General features: G+C 72.3%; 14 protein-coding genes. 5 read left to right on the top strand and 9 right to left on the bottom strand.

Annotated features, from left to right (window positions below; translation table 11 throughout):
- Positions 1-15: 15 nt before the first annotated feature.
- From aceE to ACWD35_RS15365, 5 genes are all read right to left on the bottom strand, one after another.
- A complete protein-coding gene (gene aceE, locus ACWD35_RS15385) occupies positions 16-2,727 on the bottom strand; it encodes a pyruvate dehydrogenase (acetyl-transferring), homodimeric type (RefSeq protein ID WP_451351702.1) in 2,712 nt (903 codons plus the stop codon).
- A 254-nt stretch (positions 2,728-2,981) separates the two neighbouring features.
- Entirely contained in the window at positions 2,982-3,605 is a 624-nt protein-coding gene (locus ACWD35_RS15380) for a GntR family transcriptional regulator (protein ID WP_094218213.1), read from the bottom strand.
- A 186-nt stretch (positions 3,606-3,791) separates the two neighbouring features.
- Positions 3,792-5,582, bottom strand: a complete 1,791-nt coding sequence (gene sucB, locus ACWD35_RS15375) for a 2-oxoglutarate dehydrogenase, E2 component, dihydrolipoamide succinyltransferase (protein WP_451351701.1) — start codon at positions 5,580-5,582, stop codon at positions 3,792-3,794.
- A 61-nt stretch (positions 5,583-5,643) separates the two neighbouring features.
- Positions 5,644-7,032 (bottom strand): dihydrolipoyl dehydrogenase, encoded by a 1,389-nt coding sequence (gene lpdA / locus ACWD35_RS15370; RefSeq protein WP_053711762.1) that lies wholly within the window; start codon positions 7,030-7,032, stop codon positions 5,644-5,646.
- A gap of 246 nt (positions 7,033-7,278) precedes the next feature.
- A complete protein-coding gene (locus ACWD35_RS15365) occupies positions 7,279-8,805 on the bottom strand; it encodes a leucyl aminopeptidase (protein WP_451351700.1) in 1,527 nt (508 codons plus the stop codon).
- A 341-nt stretch (positions 8,806-9,146) separates the two neighbouring features.
- Here ACWD35_RS15365 and ACWD35_RS15360 point away from each other — a divergent pair, with 341 nt between their 5' ends.
- The 4 genes from ACWD35_RS15360 to ACWD35_RS15345 are packed head-to-tail and all read left to right on the top strand — an operon-like array spanning position 9,147 to position 14,816.
- Positions 9,147-11,183, top strand: coding sequence for a hypothetical protein (locus ACWD35_RS15360; protein WP_451351699.1), 2,037 nt, complete (start codon positions 9,147-9,149; stop codon positions 11,181-11,183).
- Positions 11,184-11,218: 35 nt separating this feature from the next.
- A complete protein-coding gene (pelF, locus tag ACWD35_RS15355) occupies positions 11,219-12,739 on the top strand; it encodes a GT4 family glycosyltransferase PelF (RefSeq protein WP_451351698.1) in 1,521 nt (506 codons plus the stop codon).
- Entirely contained in the window at positions 12,736-14,172 is a 1,437-nt protein-coding gene (locus tag ACWD35_RS15350) for a hypothetical protein (protein WP_451351697.1), read from the top strand. Before pelF ends, ACWD35_RS15350 begins: the two co-directional genes overlap by 4 nt.
- Positions 14,169-14,816 carry a spherulation-specific family 4 protein gene (locus ACWD35_RS15345; protein WP_451351696.1) on the top strand — a complete coding sequence of 216 codons (648 nt, stop codon included), beginning with the start codon at positions 14,169-14,171 and terminating at the stop codon, positions 14,814-14,816. Before ACWD35_RS15350 ends, ACWD35_RS15345 begins: the two co-directional genes overlap by 4 nt.
- Here ACWD35_RS15345 and ACWD35_RS15340 read toward each other — a convergent pair.
- Positions 14,792-15,379: an RDD family protein gene (locus tag ACWD35_RS15340; protein ID WP_451351695.1), complete on the bottom strand. Its 588-nt coding sequence runs from the start codon at positions 15,377-15,379 to the stop codon at positions 14,792-14,794. The genes ACWD35_RS15345 and ACWD35_RS15340 overlap by 25 nt on opposite strands.
- Positions 15,380-15,427: 48 nt before the next feature.
- Positions 15,428-16,234 (bottom strand): adenosylcobinamide-GDP ribazoletransferase, encoded by an 807-nt coding sequence (locus ACWD35_RS15335; protein ID WP_451351694.1) that lies wholly within the window; start codon positions 16,232-16,234, stop codon positions 15,428-15,430.
- Positions 16,235-16,294: 60 nt separating this feature from the next.
- Here ACWD35_RS15335 and ACWD35_RS15330 point away from each other — a divergent pair, with 60 nt between their 5' ends.
- A complete protein-coding gene (locus ACWD35_RS15330; protein ID WP_451351693.1) occupies positions 16,295-17,059 on the top strand; it encodes a hypothetical protein in 765 nt (254 codons plus the stop codon).
- On the opposite strand, the gene ACWD35_RS15325 is transcribed toward ACWD35_RS15330, so the two are convergent.
- Positions 16,999-17,739, bottom strand: coding sequence for a hypothetical protein (locus ACWD35_RS15325; protein WP_451351692.1), 741 nt, complete (start codon positions 17,737-17,739; stop codon positions 16,999-17,001). The two genes, ACWD35_RS15330 and ACWD35_RS15325, sit on opposite strands and share 61 nt — an antisense overlap.
- A gap of 10 nt (positions 17,740-17,749) precedes the next feature.
- Positions 17,750-19,564 carry a phosphatidylglycerol lysyltransferase domain-containing protein gene (locus ACWD35_RS15320; protein WP_451351691.1) on the bottom strand — a complete coding sequence of 605 codons (1,815 nt, stop codon included), beginning with the start codon at positions 19,562-19,564 and terminating at the stop codon, positions 17,750-17,752.
- Positions 19,565-19,644 lie beyond the last annotated feature (80 nt).

The raw sequence follows: 19,644 nt of genomic DNA, 5'->3' as shown, positions 1-19,644 counted from the left end.
CTCACTGGCCGGCTCTTACAGCCCGTACTTCTCGCGGGCTTCCTTCACCGCCGTGGCCTTGGCCTCGCCGCGCTTGGCGAGCTGGGCCAGGGCCGCCACGACGATCGACTGAGCGTCGACGCCGAAGTGGCGGCGGGCGGCCTCGCGGGTGTCCGAGAGGCCGAAGCCGTCGGCGCCCAGCGAGGAGTAGTCCTGCTCGATCCACTGCGCGATCTGGTCCGGGACCTGGCGCATGTAGTCGGACACCGCGAGGACCGGGCCCTCGGCGCCCTGCAGGGCCTGGCGGACGAACGGCACGCGCTCCTCGCCGCGCAGCAGGGCCGCGTCGGCCTCCATGGCGTCCCGGCGCAGCTCCGACCAGGAGGTCGCGGACCACACGTCGGCGGCCACACCCCACTCCTCGGCCAGCAGCTGCTGCGCCTGAAGGGCCCAGTGGATCGCCGTACCGGAGCCCAGCAGCTGGATGCGCGCGGCGTTGGCCGGGACGGTGACGCCCGCGGACTCCGCCGTGTTGAAGCGGTACAGGCCCTTGACGATGCCCTCGTCGATGCCGAGACCGGCCGGCTTGGCGGGCTGCGGCAGCGGCTCGTTGTAGACCGTCAGGTAGTAGAAGACGTTCGGGTCCTCACCCGGGGCCGCCTCGCCGTACATGCGGCGCAGACCGTCCTTGACGATGACCGCGATCTCGTAGGCGAACGCGGGGTCGTACGTCAGCGCGGCCGGGTTGGTCGCGGCGATGACCGGCGAGTGGCCATCGGCGTGCTGGAGGCCCTCGCCCGTCAGGGTCGTACGGCCCGCGGTCGCGCCGACGAGGAAGCCGCGGCCGAGCTGGTCGCCGAGCTGCCACATCTGGTCGGCGGTGCGCTGCCAGCCGAACATCGAGTAGAAGATGTAGAAGGGGATCATCGCCTCGCCGTGCGTCGCGTACGCGGTCGACGCGGCGATGAAGTCGGCCATCGAACCGGCCTCGGTGATCCCCTCGTTGAGGATCTGGCCGTTCTTGGCCTCCTTGTAGTACATCAGCTGGTCGCGGTCGACCGGCTCGTACGTCTGGCCCTTGGGCGAGTAGATGCCGAGGGAGGGGAAGAGCGACTCCATGCCGAAGGTGCGCGCCTCGTCGGGGACGATCGGCACCCAGCGCTTGCCCGTCTCCTTGTCGCGGACCAGGTCCTTGACCAGGCGGACGAAGGCCATGGTGGTGGCCACGTTCTGGGAGCCGGAGCCCTTGTCGAAGGAGGCGAAGGCCTTGTCGGCGGGGGCGGGCAGCGGGGCCAGCGCGTGCGTACGGCGGGCCGGGGCGGGACCGCCGAGGGCCGCGCGGCGCTCCTGGAGGTAGCGGACCTCGGGGGAGTCGGCGCCCGGGTGGCCGTAGGGGACCACGCCGCCGTCGAACTCGCTGTCCTTGATCGGCAGGCCGAGCAGGTCGCGCATCGTCTTGAACTCGTCCACCGTCAGCTTCTTCATCTGGTGGTTGGCGTTCTTCGACGCGAAGCCCTCGCCCAGGGTGTGGCCCTTGACCGTCTGGGCCAGGATCACGGTCGGCGCGCCCTTGTGCTCGACGGCGGCCTTGTACGCGGCGTAGACCTTGCGGGCCTCGTGGCCGCCGCGCGAGAGGTGGAAGCACTCGAGGATCTTGTCGTCGCTCAGCAGCTTCGCCATCTCGGCGAGGGCCGGGTCCTTGCCGAAGAAGTCGGCGCGGATGTAGGCGGCGTCGCGGGTCTGGTACGTCTGGATCTGCGCGTCCGGCACCTCGCGCAGGCGGCGTACGAGCGCGCCCGTGGTGTCGAGGGCGAACAGCTCGTCCCAGGCCGAGCCCCACAGCGTCTTGATGACGTTCCAGCCGGCGCCGCGGAACTGGGCCTCCAGCTCCTGCACGATCTTGAAGTTTGCGCGGACCGGGCCGTCGAGGCGCTGCAGGTTGCAGTTGATGACGAAGGTGAGGTTGTCCAGCTCCTCACGGGCGGCGAGCGCGAGGGCCGCCGTCGACTCCGGCTCGTCCATCTCGCCGTCGCCGAGGAACGCCCACACGTGCGAGGCGGAGACGTCCTTGATGCCGCGGTTGGTCAGGTAGCGGTTGAAGCGCGCCTGGTAGATCGCGGAGAGCGGGCCGAGGCCCATCGACACCGTCGGGAACTCCCACAGCCAGGGCAGGCGGCGCGGGTGCGGGTAGGAGGGCAGGCCGTTGCCGCCGGCCTCCTGGCGGAAGTTGTCGAGGTGCGCCTCGTTCAGGCGGCCGTCGAGGAAGGCGCGGGCGTAGATGCCCGGGGAGGCGTGGCCCTGGATGTACAGCTGGTCGCCGGAGCCGGCGGCATCCTGGGATTCCTTGCCCTTGAAGAAGTGGTTGAAGCCGGTCTCGTACAGCCAGGCGGCGGAGGCGAAGGTGGCGATGTGGCCGCCGACGCCGTACTTGCTGCCCCGGGTCACCATCGCGGCGGCGTTCCACCGGTTCCACGCGGTGATGCGGGCCTCCATCTCCGGGTCACCGGGCAGGCCCGGCTCGGCGGAGGTGGGGATGGTGTTGACGTAGTCCGTCTCCAGAAGCTTCGGCAGCGCGATGCCGCCCGCCTCGGCACGCTCCAGCGTGCGGCGCATCAGGTACGCGGCACGGTGCGGCCCGGCCTGCCTGGCCACGGCGTCCAGGGAGGCCTGCCATTCGGCGGTCTCCTCCGGGTCGCGGTCCGGGAGCTGGTCGAGCGCGCTCGGCTGGATGGCGTTGGGGTCGGTCATGTCGCCGCCTTCCTCAGTCGAAGGGGGTTCCCTATGAGGGTTTCGGGGTGCCCTTGGTCTTTGGCAGGACAGGGCAGCGGACTTCGGTGGAAGTCCGTCGGCGACTGTAACCCCCTGATCGATGATCGATCAAAGGGTTGAGGGGGAAAACCTCTTGATTTGGAGAAAGTGGGCACCGAGTGCCTTCGATATGGGCACCCGGTGCCGTGTTTTGGGGAGGTTTTCGCAGGTGAGCATGGGGATGCTCGACTGAATCAAGCCCGCGGGGCACAGCCCAGGACGTGTGCCTTCACCAGCTCGGCGATACGGGGATCCCGCCGCTTGAACGCCTGCACCAGCTCCTCGTGCTCCTCCGCGTACGACTGCTGCACCGTGCCCAGCCAGCGGATGGACAGCGCCGTGAAGACCTCGATGCCGAGGCCCTCCCAGGTGTGCAGCAGCACCGAGTTGTGCGCGGCGCGCACGAGCTCGCGGTGGAAGCCGACGGTGTGGCGGACCTGGGCCGTGCCGTCGGCCTTGCGGTCGGCCTCGTACAGGGCGAGGACGTGCGGTTCCAGGGCCGAGCAGTCCTCCGCGAGGCGGTCGGCCGCCAGCTCCGCCGCGATGGCCTCCAGGCCGGCTCGGACGGGGTAGCTCTCCTCCAGGTCGGCCGCGGTCAGATTGCGGACGCGGACGCCCTTGTTTGGGGCGGACTCGATCAGGCGGAGGGACTCCAGCTCGCGCAGTGCCTCGCGCACCGGCGTCTGGCTGACCTCCAGCTCGGTGGCGATCCGCCGCTCCACGATGCGCTCGCCCGGCTGCCAGCGCCCGCTGACGATCCCTTCCACGATGTGCTCGCGGATCTGTTCGCGCAGCGAGTGGACGACGGGCGCGGTCATGAGGGCTCCTTAGGGAGGGCTTTGACGTTTAGACAATAAGGCCGGTTCGCTCCGCGGGTAGGGCCGACGGGGGTGCTTCTCTGCAGGTGAGACGAGACTTACACGCAACGTATGCCGGGAAACACGAACGCCCCGCCCGGAGAAGCTCCGGACGGGGCGCCGTACAGGCACAGGGTGCCAGGCGGGTTACAGGCCCAGCTCGACCTCGAACTCGCCCGCCTCCAGGATCGCCTTGACCGCCGTCAGGTAACGGGCCGCGTCGGCGCCGTCGACCAGGCGGTGGTCGTAGGAGAGGGTCAGGTAGGTCATGTCGCGGACGCCGATGACCGTGCCCTCCTCGGTCTCGATGACGGCCGGACGCTTGACCGTGGCACCGATACCGAGGATCGCGACCTGGCCCGGCGGCACGATGATCGTGTCGAACAGCGCGCCACGCGAACCGGTGTTGGAGATGGTGAAGGTCGCGCCGGACAGCTCGTCCGGGGTGATCTTGTTGGCGCGGACCTTGCCGGCCAGCTCCGCCGTGGCCTTGGCGATGCCCGCGATGTTGAGGTCGCCGGCGTGCTTGATGACCGGGGTCATCAGGCCCTTCTCGGAGTCCACCGCGATCCCGATGTTCTCGGAGTCGAAGTAGGTGATGGTCCCCTCGGCCTCGTTGATCTTGGCGTTGATGACCGGGTGGGCCTTCAGCGCCTGCGCGGCGGCCTTGACGAAGAACGGCATCGGGGAGAGCTTGACGCCCTCGCGCGCGGCGAAGGAGTCCTTGGCCTGGGCGCGCAGGCGCATCAGACGGGTGACGTCGACCTCGACGACCGACGACAGCTGCGCCTGCTCGTGCAGCGCCTTGACCATGTTGTCGCCGATGACCTTGCGGATGCGAGGCATCTTGACGGTCTGGCCGCGCAGCGGGGAGACCTCCAGCGCCGGGGCCTTCTTGGCGGCGGCGGCAGCCGGAGCGGCAGCGGCGGGAGCCGGAGCAGCGGCGGCGGCCTTCGCGGCCTCGGCGGCGGCGATGACGTCCTGCTTGCGGATACGGCCGCCGACGCCGGTGCCCGTGACGGTGGCCAGGTCGACGCCGTTCTCGGCGGCGAGCTTGCGCACCAGCGGGGTGACGTACGCGCCCTCGTCGGTCGCCTGGGCGGCGGCCGGAACGGCGGCGGGGGCCGGGGTGACCGGAGCCGGGGCGGCCGGAGCCGGAGCGGCCGGGGCCACCGGAGCCGGGGCAGCGGCGACGGGCGCCGGAGCCGGAGCCGGAGCGGCGGGGGCCGGGGCAGCCGGAGCCGGGGCCGGAGCGGCCGGGGCGGCGGCAGGAGCCGGAGCGGCCGGGGCCGGGGCGGCGGCCGGAGCGGCACCCGGGGCGCCGATGACGGCGAGCTTGGCGCCGACCTCGGCGGTCTCGTCCTCGCCGACCACGATCTCCAGGAGCACGCCGGAGGCGGGCGCCGGGATCTCGGTGTCGACCTTGTCCGTGGAGACCTCGAGCAGCGGCTCGTCGGCCTCGACGGTCTCGCCGACCGCCTTCAGCCAGCGGGTGACGGTGCCCTCGGTGACGGACTCACCGAGCGCGGGCAGGACCACGTCGGTGCCGACAGCGGCACCGGCCGGGGCCGCGGCGGGGGCGGCAGCGGGGGCCGGAGCCGCGGGGGCCTCGGCGACCGGGGCCGGGGCGGGCTCGGCGGCCGGAGCCGGGGCCGGAGCCTCGGCAGCGGCGGGGGCCGGGGCGGCAGCGGGTGCACCCGTGCCGTCGTCGATCACGGCCAGCTCGGCGCCGACCTCGACGGTCTCGTCCTCGGCGACCTTGATGGAGGACAGGACACCGGAGACGGGCGAGGGGATCTCGGTGTCGACCTTGTCGGTCGACACCTCCAGCAGCGGCTCGTCGGCCTCGACGCGCTCGCCCTCGGCCTTCAGCCAGCGGGTGACAGTGCCCTCGGTGACGCTCTCACCGAGCGCCGGAAGGGTTACGGAAACCGCCATGGTTTCGGTTGCTCCTAACGAATTACGGAAGTCTGTGTCGTCGCGCCCGTTGACCGAAGGCTCAGTCGTGGGAGTGCAGCGGCTTGCCGGCGAGCGCCAGGTGGGCCTCGCCGAGCGCCTCGTTCTGCGTCGGGTGGGCGTGGATGAGCTGAGCGACCTCGGCCGGCAGCGCCTCCCAGTTGTAGATCAGCTGGGCCTCGCCGACCTGCTCACCCATGCGGTCGCCGACCATGTGGACGCCGACGACGGCACCGTCCTTGACCTGGACGAGCTTGATCTCGCCCGCGGTCTTGAGGATCTTGCTCTTTCCGTTGCCCGCCAGGTTGTACTTCAGAGCGACGACCTTGTCCGCGCCGTAGATCTCCTTGGCCTTGGCCTCGGTGATACCGACGGAGGCGACTTCCGGGTGGCAGTACGTCACCCGCGGGACACCGTCGTAGTCGATCGGAACGACCTTCAGACCGGCCAGACGCTCCGCCACCAGGATGCCCTCGGCGAAGCCGACGTGCGCGAGCTGGAGCGTCGGGACGAGGTCACCGACGGCGGAGATGGTCGGGACGTTGGTCCGCATGTACTCGTCGACGAGGACGTAGCCGCGGTCCATCGCGACCCCGGCCTCCTCGTAGCCCAGGCCCTGGGAGACCGGCCCGCGGCCGACGGCGACGAGGAGGACCTCCGCCTCGAACTCCTTGCCGTCCGCCAGGGTGACCTTCACGCCGTCCTGGGTGTACTCGGCCTTCTGGAAGAAGGTGCCGAGGTTGAACTTGATCCCGCGCTTGCGGAACGCGCGCTCAAGAAGCTTCGAGCTGTTCTCGTCCTCGACCGGGACGAGGTGCTTCAGACCCTCGATGACCGTGACGTCGGAACCGAAGGACTTCCACGCCGAGGCGAACTCGACGCCGATGACACCGCCGCCGAGGATGATCGCGGACTTCGGCACGCGGTCCAGGACGAGGGCGTGGTCGGAGGAGATGATGCGGTTGCCGTCGATCTCCAGGCCGGGCAGCGACTTCGGCACGGAGCCGGTCGCCAGCAGCACGTGGCGGCCCTGGACGCGCTGGCCGTTCACGTCCACGGAGGTGGGGGAGGACAGGCGGCCCTCACCCTCGATGTACGTCACCTTCCGGGACGCGATGAGGCCCTGCAGACCCTTGTAGAGGCCCGAGATCACGTCGTCCTTGTACTTGTGGACGGCCGGGACGTCGATGCCCTCGAAGGTCGCCTTGACACCGAACTGCTCGCTCTCGCGGGCCTGGTCGGCGATCTCGCCCGCGTGCAGCAGGGCCTTGGTGGGGATGCAACCCCGGTGCAGGCAGGTGCCGCCGACCTTGTCCTTCTCGATCAGGGCGACGTCCAGGCCCAGCTGCGCCCCGCGCAGGGCCGCGGCGTAACCACCGCTACCACCGCCGAGGATCACTAGGTCGAAAACGGTGCTGGCGTCGTTCGCCACGTCACGTCCTCCATGCATGTGCGCCGTGAGCCGGTCTCCGATGACCGGCAGGCGGCTGGTGTCCGGCCGCTTGATGCTTCGGCCCTTCGGTGGGGGCCCTGTCCTGCCGGGCTCCATCTTTGCACTTGTTCGAGGCGGACGAGACGCGGGGCCAGGGTGTGACACATCGCACTGGTGGAGGGCAACAGGACAAAACGGCTCCGGAGCGAAGAACACCCCGGAGCCGTTACGGCAAAGGAATCAACCTCAGCCGAGGTCACCGGCCGCGGTGAGTTCCGCGAGCCGCACCAGCGTCCGCACGGCCGACCCGGTGCCCCCCTTCGGCGTGTACCCGAAGACGCCGCCCTCGTTGAACGCGGGGCCCGCGATGTCGAGGTGCGCCCAGGTGATGCCCTCGCCGATGAACTCGCGCAGGAAGAGGCCGGCGACCAGGCCGCCGCCCATCCGCTCGCCCATGTTGGCGATGTCGGCGACCGTGGAGTCCATGCCCTTGCGCAGGTGCTCCGGCAGCGGCATCGGCCAGGCCGGCTCGCCGACCTCCTCCGCCGCCTCGTACACCGCGGTGCGGAAGGCGTCGTCGTTGGCCATGACACCGAACGTCCGGCTGCCCAGCGCCAGCATCATCGCGCCGGTCAGCGTGGCGACGTCCACGATCGCGTCCGGCTTCTCCAGCGAGGCCGCCCACAGCGCGTCGGCCAGGACCAGCCGGCCCTCGGCGTCGGTGTTGAGTACCTCGACGGTCTTGCCGCTGTACATGCGCAGCACGTCACCGGGACGGGTGGCGCTGCCGGAGGGCATGTTCTCGGCCAGCGCCAGCCAGCCGGTGACGTTGACCTCCAGGCCGAGCCGCGCGGCGGCGACGACCGCGGCGAACACGGCGGCGGCGCCGCTCATGTCGCACTTCATCGTCTCGTTGTGCCCGGCGGGCTTCAGGGAGATGCCGCCCGAGTCGTAGGTGATGCCCTTGCCGACGAAGGCCAGGTGCTTCTCCGCCGCCGGGTGCGTGTACGACAGCTTGACCAGGCGCGGGCCCGCGGCCGAGCCGCCGCCGACGCCGAGGATGCCGCCGTAGCCGCCCTTGGTCAGGGCCTTCTCGTCGAGCACCTGCACCTTGATGCCGTGCTCCTTGCCCGCGGTCTGGGCAGCGGCGGCGAACGTCTCCGGGTTGAGGTCGTTCGGCGGCATGTTGATCAGGTCGCGGGCGCGGTTCAGCTCCTCGCCGACCGCGAGGGCGCGGGCGACGGCCGCCTTGTGGGCGGCGTCCCGCGGCTTGCCGCCGAGCAGCGCGGCCTCGGCGAGCGGCGCCTTGCCGTTCTTGGCCTTGCCGTCCTTGCCGTTCTCCTTGTAGGCGTCGAAGGAGTACGCGCCGAGCAGCACGCCTTCGCTGATCGCGCCGATGGCGCCGGGCCCCTCGACGGGCAGGGCGAACGCGGCCTTCTTGGCGCCGGCGAGGGCACGGGCGGCCACACCGGCGGCCTTGCGCAGCGCCTCGGCGTCGTACTCGGCGTCCTTCTCGGGCTCCGCGCCCAGGCCCACCGCCAGCACGAGCGGCGCCTTGAAGCCGGCCGGGGCGGGCAGCTTCGTCAGCTCGCCCTCGGCACCCGAGGCGCCGAGGGTCTCCAGGACGCCGGCCAGCTTGCCGTCGTACGCGTTGTCCACGGCTTCGGCGCCCGGGGCGACGACGGGACCCTTGGCGCCCTTGACGACGCCGATGACGATCGCGTCGGCCCGGAGGCCGGGCGCCGCGGCGGTGCTGAGAGTCAGAGCAGTCACGGTGGTGAATTCTCGCTTCCGATGTGAAGTTGCTGTGGCCGATGGGGGGTGGGTCGACCGGGCCCGAGAGCCGACCCTAGGTCCAGGCCTGGAGGGATGTGGCACCGGGGCCTTCACCCTGTCGGCGAACACCCGTGACGAGACTACGCGCGTGCGCGCGTTCGCTCATTCCTTCGGGCGTTCACTTGTGCGTGGCGTCGTCGCAACTTCCGCCCCCGGCGCACGGGCGCCCTGAGCCACACTCATCGCGTTCCGGTGGGCCGTTCGCCCGCCGTTTCGCATGATTTCCACGGTCTCGCGCGGGTTCAACCCCGGGGACCCGCTGGGGGGAGGAACCCGTCATGGCACACCACGAGCGCCGCTGGAGAACGACGGCCGTCACCGCGACGGCGGCCGGCCTGATCACCCTGGGGCTCGCCGCGCCCGGGGCGGGGGCGGCGGCCGAGCCGCGCATCGACCTGAGGGTGCTGGTGGTCGACGACGGCGGCAGCCAGGTCGCCGCGATCACGGCACAGCTGAGGAGCGAGGGCGTCCCGTACACCACCGTCGACCTGGGCGACGGCGGCCGGCCCGCCCTCACCGACGCCTTCCTGAGCGACACCGTGGGCGGCCGGCCCCGCGCGAAGTTCCAGGGCGTGGTCCTGCCGGACGAGGCCCCGTTCGGCGCGGGCTCCGCCGAGCAGACCGCCCTGGAGTCGTACGAGCGGACGTACGGCATCCCGCAGCTCGACGCCTACACCTGGGCCCACCCCGAGGTCGGCCTCGACTACACCGACGCGGGCGGCTACGCGGGCGGCCTCGACGGGCGGACGGCGACCGTCACCGCCGCGGGCCAGGCAGGGCCCTTCGGGTATCTCGCCGGCGCCTTCTCCTTCGAGGACAACTCGCCCTCGGTGCAGGAGAGTTACGGCTATGTCGCCCGGCCCCGCGCCGGCTTCACCAGCTATGTGGACACCCCGGTGCCCGGCGGCACCGGCACCGGCAGCCTGCTCGGCGAGTACGCCCACGACGGGCGCCGCGAGCTGGTGGTGACCTTCGCCTACAACCAGTACCAGCAGCAGTTCCGGGTGCTGGCCCGCGGCATGGTCGAGTGGCTGACCCAGGGCGTGCACCTGGGCCAGGCCCGCAACTACTTCGCGGTGCACGTGGACGACGTCTTCGCGCCCGACGCCCGCTGGGACACCGTGCGCAAGTGCACGCCCGGCGACCTCGACTGCTCCGCCGGCGGCACCGACACGACCACCGAGATCCGGATGACCGCGGCCGACGCCCGGTACGCGGCCTCCTGGGAACGCAGCCACGGCTTCACCCTGGACCTGCTCTTCAACGCGGGCGCCGGGGAGGAGTGGAAGAGCGAGCACGGCGGCACCGACGCCCTGACCGACCAGCTGCTCGCCGACCGGGCCGCGTACCGCTGGATGAACCACACGTACACGCACGAGTTCCTCGGCTGCGTGCAGGAGACCTCGACCGTCCCGTGGAGCTGCGCGAAGAACGCGGACGGCTCGACGCGCTGGGTGAGCCGCTCCGACATCTCGGCCGAGGTCTACGACAACTACGCCTGGGCCCTCCGGCACGGCCTCTCCGTGGACCGCAGCGAACTCGTCACCGGCGAGCACTCGGGCCTGAAGACCCTGCCCCAGCAGCCCGACGACAACCCGAACCTCGCGCCCGCCCTGGCCGCCAACGGCGTGAAGTGGACCGGCTCGGACAACTCCCGCGAACCCGAGCAGCGGGCCGTGGGCAGCGGCACGCTCACCGTGCCGCGCTATCCGATGAACGTGTACTACAACGCCGGTACCAGGGCCGAGATGGCCGACGAGTACAACTGGGTCTACACGTCCAGGGCGGACGGCGGCAGCGGGGTGTGCGAGAACAACCCGACCTCCACCTGCCTGGACCGTCCGCTGGACACCGCCACCGGCTACACCGACCACATCGTGCCCGCCGAGGCGCACACCGACCTCGGGCACGTGCTGAGCAACGACCCGCGCCCGCACTACGCCCACCAGTCCAACCTGGCCGAGGACCGCATCCTCTACCCGGTCCTGGACCGCGTCCTCGCCGACTACCAGGCGCTGTTCGCCGCCGACACCCCGATCGTGAACCTGCGGGAGAGCGCGATCGGCACCGAGCTGAGCAACCGGGCCAAGTGGCAGACCGCGCTGGCGAACGGCAAGGTCACCGCCTACCGGATCGGCGACACGGTGACGGTCACCGCACCCGCCGGCACCCAGATCCCGGTGACGGCACCGGAGGGCACCGAGCAGCAACTGCTGCTGGGTGCGACGACGTTCGGCACGGCGTACGCCGGCGAGCGCTCGGCGTGGGCGGCACCAGGCCTCCTCCAGTCCGCGCTCACCCTGCAACTGCCGTAGGCCAGGGGGAAGCAGCACAGGGGGGATTGCGCCCGATGCGCAACGGCCGTCACATCACCATGCTCACCGAAGGCACCTACCCGCACATCCACGGCGGGGTCAGCACCTGGTGCGACCAACTCGTCAAGGGCATGCCGGAAGTCCGCTTCCATGTCGTCTCGCTCACCGGCAGCGGCCGGGAACCCGTGAGCTGGGAGCTGCCGCCGAACGTCTACCGGCACACCAACGTGCCCACCTGGGGCCCCCGCCCCGGCCGGGCCCGCGCCCCGTACGGCAGGGACCGGCGCCGCTTCACCGACGCCTACGAGCGCTTCCTCATGTCCTTCCTCGCCCCGGCCGCGGGCTGCGACTTCGGCGAGGCGCTGTACGAGCTGGCCGAACTCGCCCGCGCGGGGCGCCTCGCGGCGGCCCTGCGCAGCGAGTCCGCGCTGCGTTCGCTGCAATGGATCTGGACGATGCCGCATCTGCCGACGGCGGCGGCCCGGCCCACCGTGCACGACGCCCTGACCGCGACCGACCTGCTGGAACACGCCCTGCGCCCGCTGGGGGTGCGGATCCCCGAGGACTCGGTGGCGCACGCCGTCAGCAGCGGGCTGGCGACCCTGCCAGCGCTCTCCGCCCGCCACTTCGAAGGAGTACCGTTCCTGCTCACCGAGCACGGGATCTATCTGCGCGAGCGCTACCTCGGTTACGGCCGCGACCAGCAGCGCTGGCCCGTGAAGGCGTTCATGCTCGGCTTCTACCGTGAACTGAATTCACACGGCTACCGCGCGGCCGATCTGATCACACCGTGCAACCAGTACAACCGCCGCTGGGAGGAGCGTGGCGGCGCCGACGCCGACCGGATCCGCACGGTCTACAACGGCGTCGACCCGTACGCCTTCCCGCACGCCGGACCCGAACCCGACACCCCCACCCTCACCTGGTGCGGCCGGGTCGACCCCATCAAGGACCTGGAGACCCTGCTGCGCGCCTACGCCCTGGTCCGCGCCGAACTCCCCGAGACCCGGCTGCGCCTGTTCGGCCCGGTCCCGCCCGGCGGCGAGGCCTACCACACCCGCCTGGAGAAGCTCGCCGCCGAACTCGGCGTCACCGACGGCCTCTGCTTCGAGGGCCGCATCAGCGAGGTCTGGCGCGCCTACGCGGCCGGGCACATCGTGATGCTGTCCTCCGTCTCGGAGGGCTTCCCGTTCTCCATCATCGAGGCCATGTCCTGCGGCCGTACGACGGTCTCGACGGACGTCGGCGGGGTGCGCGAGGCCGTCGGCGACACCGGCCTCGTCGTCCCGCCCCGCGAGCCCGAGAAGATGGCCGCCGCCGCGCTCACCCTGCTGCGCGACGACGAACGGCGGCTGCGGCTGGGGGAGTCGGCCCGGCAGCGGGTGATCGACCGGTTCACCCTGCGCCGCTCGGTGGACAACTTCCGCACCATCTACCAGGAACTCGCCGGGCTCTCCGAGCGGTACGAGCCCGGCGTCGAGACGGTCGCCGACTGGACCGCGGAACTGCACGACCCCTGGTACGCGGCCGTCGCCACGGAGGGGACCGCCTGGTGAGCGAAGCAGTCCGCACGCTGCCCGCGGTCCCCCGCCGGCGCAGCGGACCCGGCTGGGCCCAGTCCGACCCGATCGGTGAACTCGCCCGGGAACTGGAGGAGTTCGTCTCGGCCGCCGTCCATCCCGACGAGATCGCGGCCCTGCTGGAGTCCGACGGCCTGTCCGACGAGCAGATCCGCGAACGCTACGGCGTGGCCAACTCCTTCGCGCTCGCCGAGGAGTTGTACGCGCGCACCCCGCGCCGCCACCCCGAGCCGAAGGACCCGCCCCCGAACCCCTGGCGGATCGGTCTGCCCGGCTGCCTGCTGCGCGGGCTGGTCTTCGCCCTGCCCGGCTTCGCCTACGTCCTCGGCGCCCCGCTGCTCGCCGGCCCGCACGACGTCTCCGGTCTCCCGCCCGGCACCCGCACCCTGCTGGCCGGTGCCCTGTGCGGCTGGGCCTGGAACCAGGGGCTCGCCCACCGCGCCCACTCCTGGCTGAGCCTGGGCGACCGCCCGGCCGCCCGCCGCTGCCTGCTGTTCGGCACCCCGGCGGGCATGCTCCTCGGCACGCTGGTCGCCTTCGCCGTGGCGGGCACCGGGCACCCGGCGGCCGTCGCGTTCGCCGCCGGGCAGTCCTGCTACCTGGGCGCGTCCGGGACCTTGCTGGTCATGGGCCGGGAGCGGGCCCTGCTGGCGGCTCTGCTCCCGATGACACTGGGCGCGCTGTCGGCCCTGACCCACCCGATCCCGATGCCCGCGCGCCTGCTCCTCCTCCTGACCTCGCTCGCCGCAGTGGCTGTGCTCGGTTTCCTCGAGGTGGCTCGGGACGGCAGCGCCCTGAAAGGGAATGGCCTGAAGGGGAATGGCCTACGCCTCCTCGCCTCCCTGCCCTACGCCATGTTCGGCCTCGCCAGCGGCACGCTGGTCGTCTACGCGTCCCTGGGCGACATCCTGGCCGGAGCCGAGCGCAGCGGTGTCGCCGCCCCCGCGACCGTGTCGCTCACGCTCAGCATGGGCCCCGCCGAATGGCTGCTGTACCGCTTCCGCGGCGGCGGTCTGGCCGCCCTGCGGGCCAGCGGCAGCGCGCGGGCCTTCCGGCGGGCCACGGCCGCCACCCTGGCCCGCTGCCTCTCCGGCTACCTGGCCGTCCTGCTCGCTCTCACCCTCGCCACCATCGCCCTGTGGCCGCACACCCCCGCCCTCTCCGGCGTACACCTGGCGGGGCTGCTCGCGCTCGGTGTGGTGCTGTGGACGGGGCTGGTGCTCCAGTCCTTCGGCGCGGTCCTCGGTGCGAGCGCCGTGTGCTGCGCGGCGGCCCTCGCCCAGACCCTCGCGCTGCTCACCCACGCGGCCGGTCCGCACCTGGTCGCCCTCGCCGTGTACGGCGCCGCGGCGCTCGCCCAGGCCGCCCTCGTCTGGGGCCTGTTGGGAAGGGTGACCGCGCACCGATGAGCACCCTGCTGGTCCCGTACTACGAGCACCCGTCGGTCCGCCCCGCCGAATGGGCGGCGATCCGTGACGCCGCGCCCCACCTGTACGGCGTCGTCCTCAACCCGGCCAGCGGCCCCGGCGACCGCCCCGACCCGGCCTTCGCCGAGACGGCCGACCAGCTGCGGACGGCGGGCGTGACGCTGTTCGGCTACGTCGACACCGGCTACGGCCACCGGCCGTACGGCGATGTCGTACGCGACCTGGCCCGGCACCGCGCCTGGTACGGCACCCAGGGCTGTTTCTACGACCAAGTGGCCTCGGGCGCCGGCAAGTTCCCGCACTACGAGCGGCTGTCCCTGGTGGCCCGGGCCCTGGGCTGTGCCACCCTCGCCCTCAACCACGGCACCCCGCCGCACCCGGCGTACGCGGCGCTCGCCGAGCTCCTGGTCACCTTCGAGGGCCCGTGGACGACGTACCGCCGGCTGCCCGCGCAGCCCCGGAACTACCCGGGCACCCGGCTGTGCCACCTGGTGTACGGCGTTCCGCCCGGCGCCGATGTGGCCGGGCCGGCCCGTGCCTGGGGCGCCGCCGTGCACTGCGCGGTGCCCGGCGCGGGCGCCCACCCCTGGGGCACGCTGCCCTACGGAGTGGCCCCGGCCCGCTGAAACGCGCCCTCGACCGAGGTGCCGGCCAGCCGGTCGGCGAGGGAGCGGCGGCCGGGCAGCAGGACCGACAGCGCGTTGCCGAGGAACAGCAGCACCGCCGCCGCCCACACCAGCGCAGAGAGCGCGAACTGGCCCTCGATCAGCAGCACGCAGGCCAGGGCGTACACAGCGACGTCGGCGACGGTGGTGACGGCGGCCCGGCGCGCGGCGCGGCGGGACACGCGCGGGCTGACCCGCAGACCGAGCAGGCCCTTGCCGAGGGTGCGGCCGAGCAGACCGAGACAGGCCCACTGGTAGAGGAACGTGACGACGACCAGCGCCGCGAAGGCCTCCTCCACGTCCAGCACCGCCTTGTCCCACAGCGACAGACCGAGCGTCTGCGAGGCGTCCACGACGTCGCCGCGCGAGGTCAGCAGGTCGAAGCCGCCCCGCGTGGCCAGCTCCGGCACGTCGGTGACCAGGGCGGTGATCCGGTGGAAGGTGAGGACGGCGATCAGCGAGGCCGCCGCCACCACCAGCCCGAAGTCGATGAACCAGGCCACGGCACGGCGCAGCTTCAGCACGAAAAATCCCCCGATCACACCCGTCTTGTCCGTGTACGGGCGAAGATCCTAACGGCCGAAGGAGAGCACCACCAGCGCGGTCGTCGCGGCCGTCTCCGCGAGGGCGCCGAAGACATCGCCGGTGACCCCGCCGAAGCGGCGCGTGCAGTGCCCGAGGAGGAGTTCGGCCACGAAGACCGCGCCGATCACGGCGAACGCGGCGCGCGCGCTCTCGTACCCGCCGAGGCAGGCGCCCGCCGCCCCCGCCGCCGCGACCACCCCGGCCGCCACGGCCACCGCCGCGCCCCGGGGCACCACCCCGGCGACCGCCGCGCCCAGCCCCTCCGGGCGGGCGGGCGGCACTCCGGTGCGGGCGGCCAGGGTCAGCGCGAGCCGGGCGGCGCCCGCCGAGACGACGGCGGCCAGCGCGCCCTCGGCCCACGAGCCGTCGTACGCCCGCGCCAGCGCGGCCACCTGGGCCAGCAGCACGAAGACGAGGGTGATCACGCCGAAGGGGCCGATGTCCGACTGCTTCATGATCCGCAGCGCGTCCTCGGCGGGCTTGCCGCTGCCCAGCCCGTCGGCGGTGTCGGCGAGCCCGTCCAGGTGCAGGCCCCGGGTGAGCGCGGCCGGTACGGCGGCGGAGGCGACGGCGGCGAGCAGCGGGCCGGCGCCCAGGTAGAGCAGCAGCAGCCCGAGCCCGGCCGCACAGCCGCCCACGACCAGCCCGGCCACCGGCGCGGCCAGCATGCCCCCGCGTGCGGCCCCCCGGTCCCAGCGGTACACCGGGACGGGCAGCACGGTGAGCGTGCCGAAGGCGAAGCGCAGGCCGTCGAAGCGCGAGGTCGAACGCGAGGTCGAAGGGGTCTCGGTCACCGGCGCAGGGTACCCGGGGGCCGCAGGGCCCCTCCCCAAGGGCCGGGATACAGTGCGCATATGGGGCATTGGTTGCAGCGGAACATCATCGAGCCGGGCAAGCTCCCGCTGCTGCTCGCCCTCACCGCGTTCGTGCTCACCTTCGCGGTCACCCGGGTCATCACCCGGCTGATCCGGGCCGGCAAGGGGCCGTTCGGCAACGTCAAGGCGGGCGGGCTGCACATCCACCATGTCGTCCCCGGGGTCCTGCTCACCGTCATCGGCGGCTTCGGGGCCGTCGCCGCCGGCCGGCAGGGCGTGGGCGGGGCCGTCTCGGCCGTCCTCTTCGGCATGGGCGCGGGCCTCGTCCTGGACGAGTTCGCGCTGATCCTGCACCTGCACGACGTCTACTGGACCGAGGAGGGCCGCAAGAGCGTCGAAGTGGTCGTGCTCACCGCGGCCCTGGTCGGGCTGCTGCTCGCCGGGTTCTCCCCGTTCGGCGTCAACGACCTGTCGCAGGAGGAACTCCAGAGCCGGGGCACGGTCATCAGCAACATCGCCGTGAACTTCCTCTTCTCGGTCATCGCGCTGAGCAAGGGCAAGGCCCGCCTCGCCGTCTTCGGGGTGGTCGTGCCCCTCGTCGCCCTCGTCGGCGCCGTCCGGCTGGCCCGCCCCGGCTCCCCGTGGGCCCGCCGCTTCTACGACAACCGCCCGCGCGCCCGCGCCAAGGCGGCCCTGCGCGCCTACCGCCACGACCGCCGCTGGGCCCGGCCGCGGCGCGCCCTTCAGGACTGGATCGGCGGCAAACCCGACCCGCGCCCGGTGCGTCTGCCCCACCGCCGGTGACCGGACCGCAGCCGGTGCCGGAACCGGTGCGGGTGGCGGTGCCGCACCACCGCCGCCAGGCACAGCGCGCCCACGGCGGTCAGCGCGGCCAGGTGCTCCTTGCCCGCCAGGTTCTCCTTGACCAGCACCTCGACCACTATCGACAGGGTCACCGCACCCGCCGTGACATAGGCGCCGTACCGCCAGGCCAGGAACACCGCGAGCCCCACCACGGCCGCCGACGGGCCGGTGTCCACCACCTGCGCGTCCGTGGCGGGCAGCCCGAACGGCGCGTGCGGGCCGAGGGCGATGCCCACGCGCGCGTACAGCGTCCCGGCGAGCGTGGCGACGTACGCGATGACCAGCGTCCGCCACCAGCCCAGGCACAGCTCGGCGATCCCGAACACGACCAGGACCTGCGCCAGCGCGCCCCACACCGGCAGGTCCAGCGCCGGCACGAACAGCGACAGGGGAGTGCGCAGCAGGGCCAGCACCAGCGGGTCCGCGGCCCGTACGGCGCCCAGGTCCTGCACGGGCCGGTAGCCCCACGGCTGGTTCTGCACGACCTGCAGCAGCGCCGTCAGGCACACCGCCCCGACGGTCATCGGCAGCGCCTGCGGACCCCGCTTCGCCAGGGGCTCGCGCGCCGTGACGTACCACAGCTCCCACTCGGCCCTGGCCCACCGGGCGAGCGTCTTCATCGGGAGTTCCTCATCGGTGCGTGTCCAGGTGCCTTCGGTGCAGCCACTTCGGCAGGCCCGGCGCCTCCAGGAAGCCTTCCGCGCGGGCCGAGGCGAGGCCAATGCGCGGCAGGTCCGCGCTCTTCTCGAAGAGCAGGAACCGCGGTTCCCAGATCGGCCGGTACTTGGCATTGGCACGGTACAGCGACTCGATCTGCCACCACCGCGAGAAGAAGCTGAGCAGCGACCGCCACAGCCTGAGCACCGGACCGGCACCGAGGCGCGCGCCACGTTCGAAGACCGACCTGAACATCGCGAAGTTGAGCGAGACCTGCGTGATCCCGAGCTCCGGTGCCCGGCGCAGCAGCTCGATGACCATGAACTCCATCAGCCCGTTGTCGGAGTCCCGGTCGCGCCGCATGAGGTCGAGCGAGAGCCCGTGCGGCCCCCACGGCACGAAGGAGAGCAGCGCGCGCAGCCGGCCCTCGGCGTCCGAGCACTCCAGCATCACGCACTGCCCGTCCTCGGGTTCCCCGAGCCGCCCCAGCGCCATGCTGAAGCCCCGCTCGGTCGCCCCGTCCCGCCAGTCGTCCGCGCGTCTGACGAGGTACGCCATCTCGTCCTCCGGGCTGACCGGGATGGTCGGGATGTCCTCGTGGCGCCGGATCCGCACCTCGTACCCGGCCCGCTTGACCCGGTTGTAGGCCTGCCGGACGGTGCGCATCGCCCGCCCCTCCAGCGTGAACTCGGCGACCTCCACGATCGCCTCGTCCCCGAGCTCCAGGGCGTCGAGACCGTGCCGGCAGTAGATCGTCCCCGCCTCCTCGCTCGCCCCCATCACCGCCGGGATCCACCCGTGTGCCCGCGCCTGGTCGAGCCACGGCGTGATCGCCCCCGGCCAGGCCTCCGGATCCCCGATCGGATCCCCGGAGGCGAGGCTGACCCCGCCGACGACGCGATAGGCGACCGCCGCCTTCCCGGTCGGCGACCACACCACGCTCTTCTCCCGGCGCAGCGCGAAGTAGCCGAGCGAGTCCCGGTCGCCGTGCCGCTCCAGCAGGGCCCGCAGCCGCTTCTCGTCGTCCTCGGTGAGCGGGTCGACGGCCCGCCGGGAGCGGAAGGCGGCGTAGAGCACGGCGAGGACGAGGACCGTGCTGAGCACGTTGATCGCCACGTTGGCCCAGTTGGGCGGGGCGATGCCGGGGAAGTGGTTCTCGTCGGCGGCCACCGACACCAGCCGCAGGGTGCCGTAGTGCCAGCGTTCCAGGAAGGTCGAACGGCCCGCGTCCGGCGCCTGGTTGGTGACCGTCACCAGTAGCCCGGCCAGCAGCGAGGCGAGCAGCCCGCCGCCGACGGCGACGGACGCGGCGAGCCGCGGGTTGGACCGGTCGCCCTTGGCGTAGAACTCCCGGCGGCCGACGAGCAGCGCGCCGACGAAGACGGCCGTCAGTACCAGCGAGATCCAGTTCTGCGCGTACTGCCGGATCTCCGGGAACGCCATGGCGAACGCGAACAGCGCGAGGAAGGCCCCGCTGAGCACGAGGTTGAGAATCCACGCGGCCCGCTTCCTGCGCCGCATGGTGATCGCCAGGAACGCGGTGAACACTCCGGAGGCGAAGCCGGCCGTCAGCAGGTACGGCGTGAAGTAGTTCTCCTGGTTGTGCCGGCGCACGTCCTGGCCCAGCGAGACCCACGCCGCGCTGAGGAAGTTGACGAAGGCGACGGCCCGCAAGTACCAGACGGCGAAGGTGGCGGCACGCCGAGAGGCCCCGCCGCCCGGCCGCCCCTGCTCACTGGACCGCTCCGGCTCGGCTTGCTGCGCAACGGCAATTCGGGCATCTCCCATGAGGGACGATCATATGGGCGCCCCGGTTGTGAGCCGCGTTAATCGCCCGGCGGGCCTTGCCGGGCTACGGTCCCCGTCGG

This window comes from Streptomyces sp. NPDC002671 (assembly GCF_053592475.1).
The sequence above is the reverse complement of the archived record's forward strand: the minus strand, read 5'-3'. Positions and strand labels throughout refer to the sequence as shown.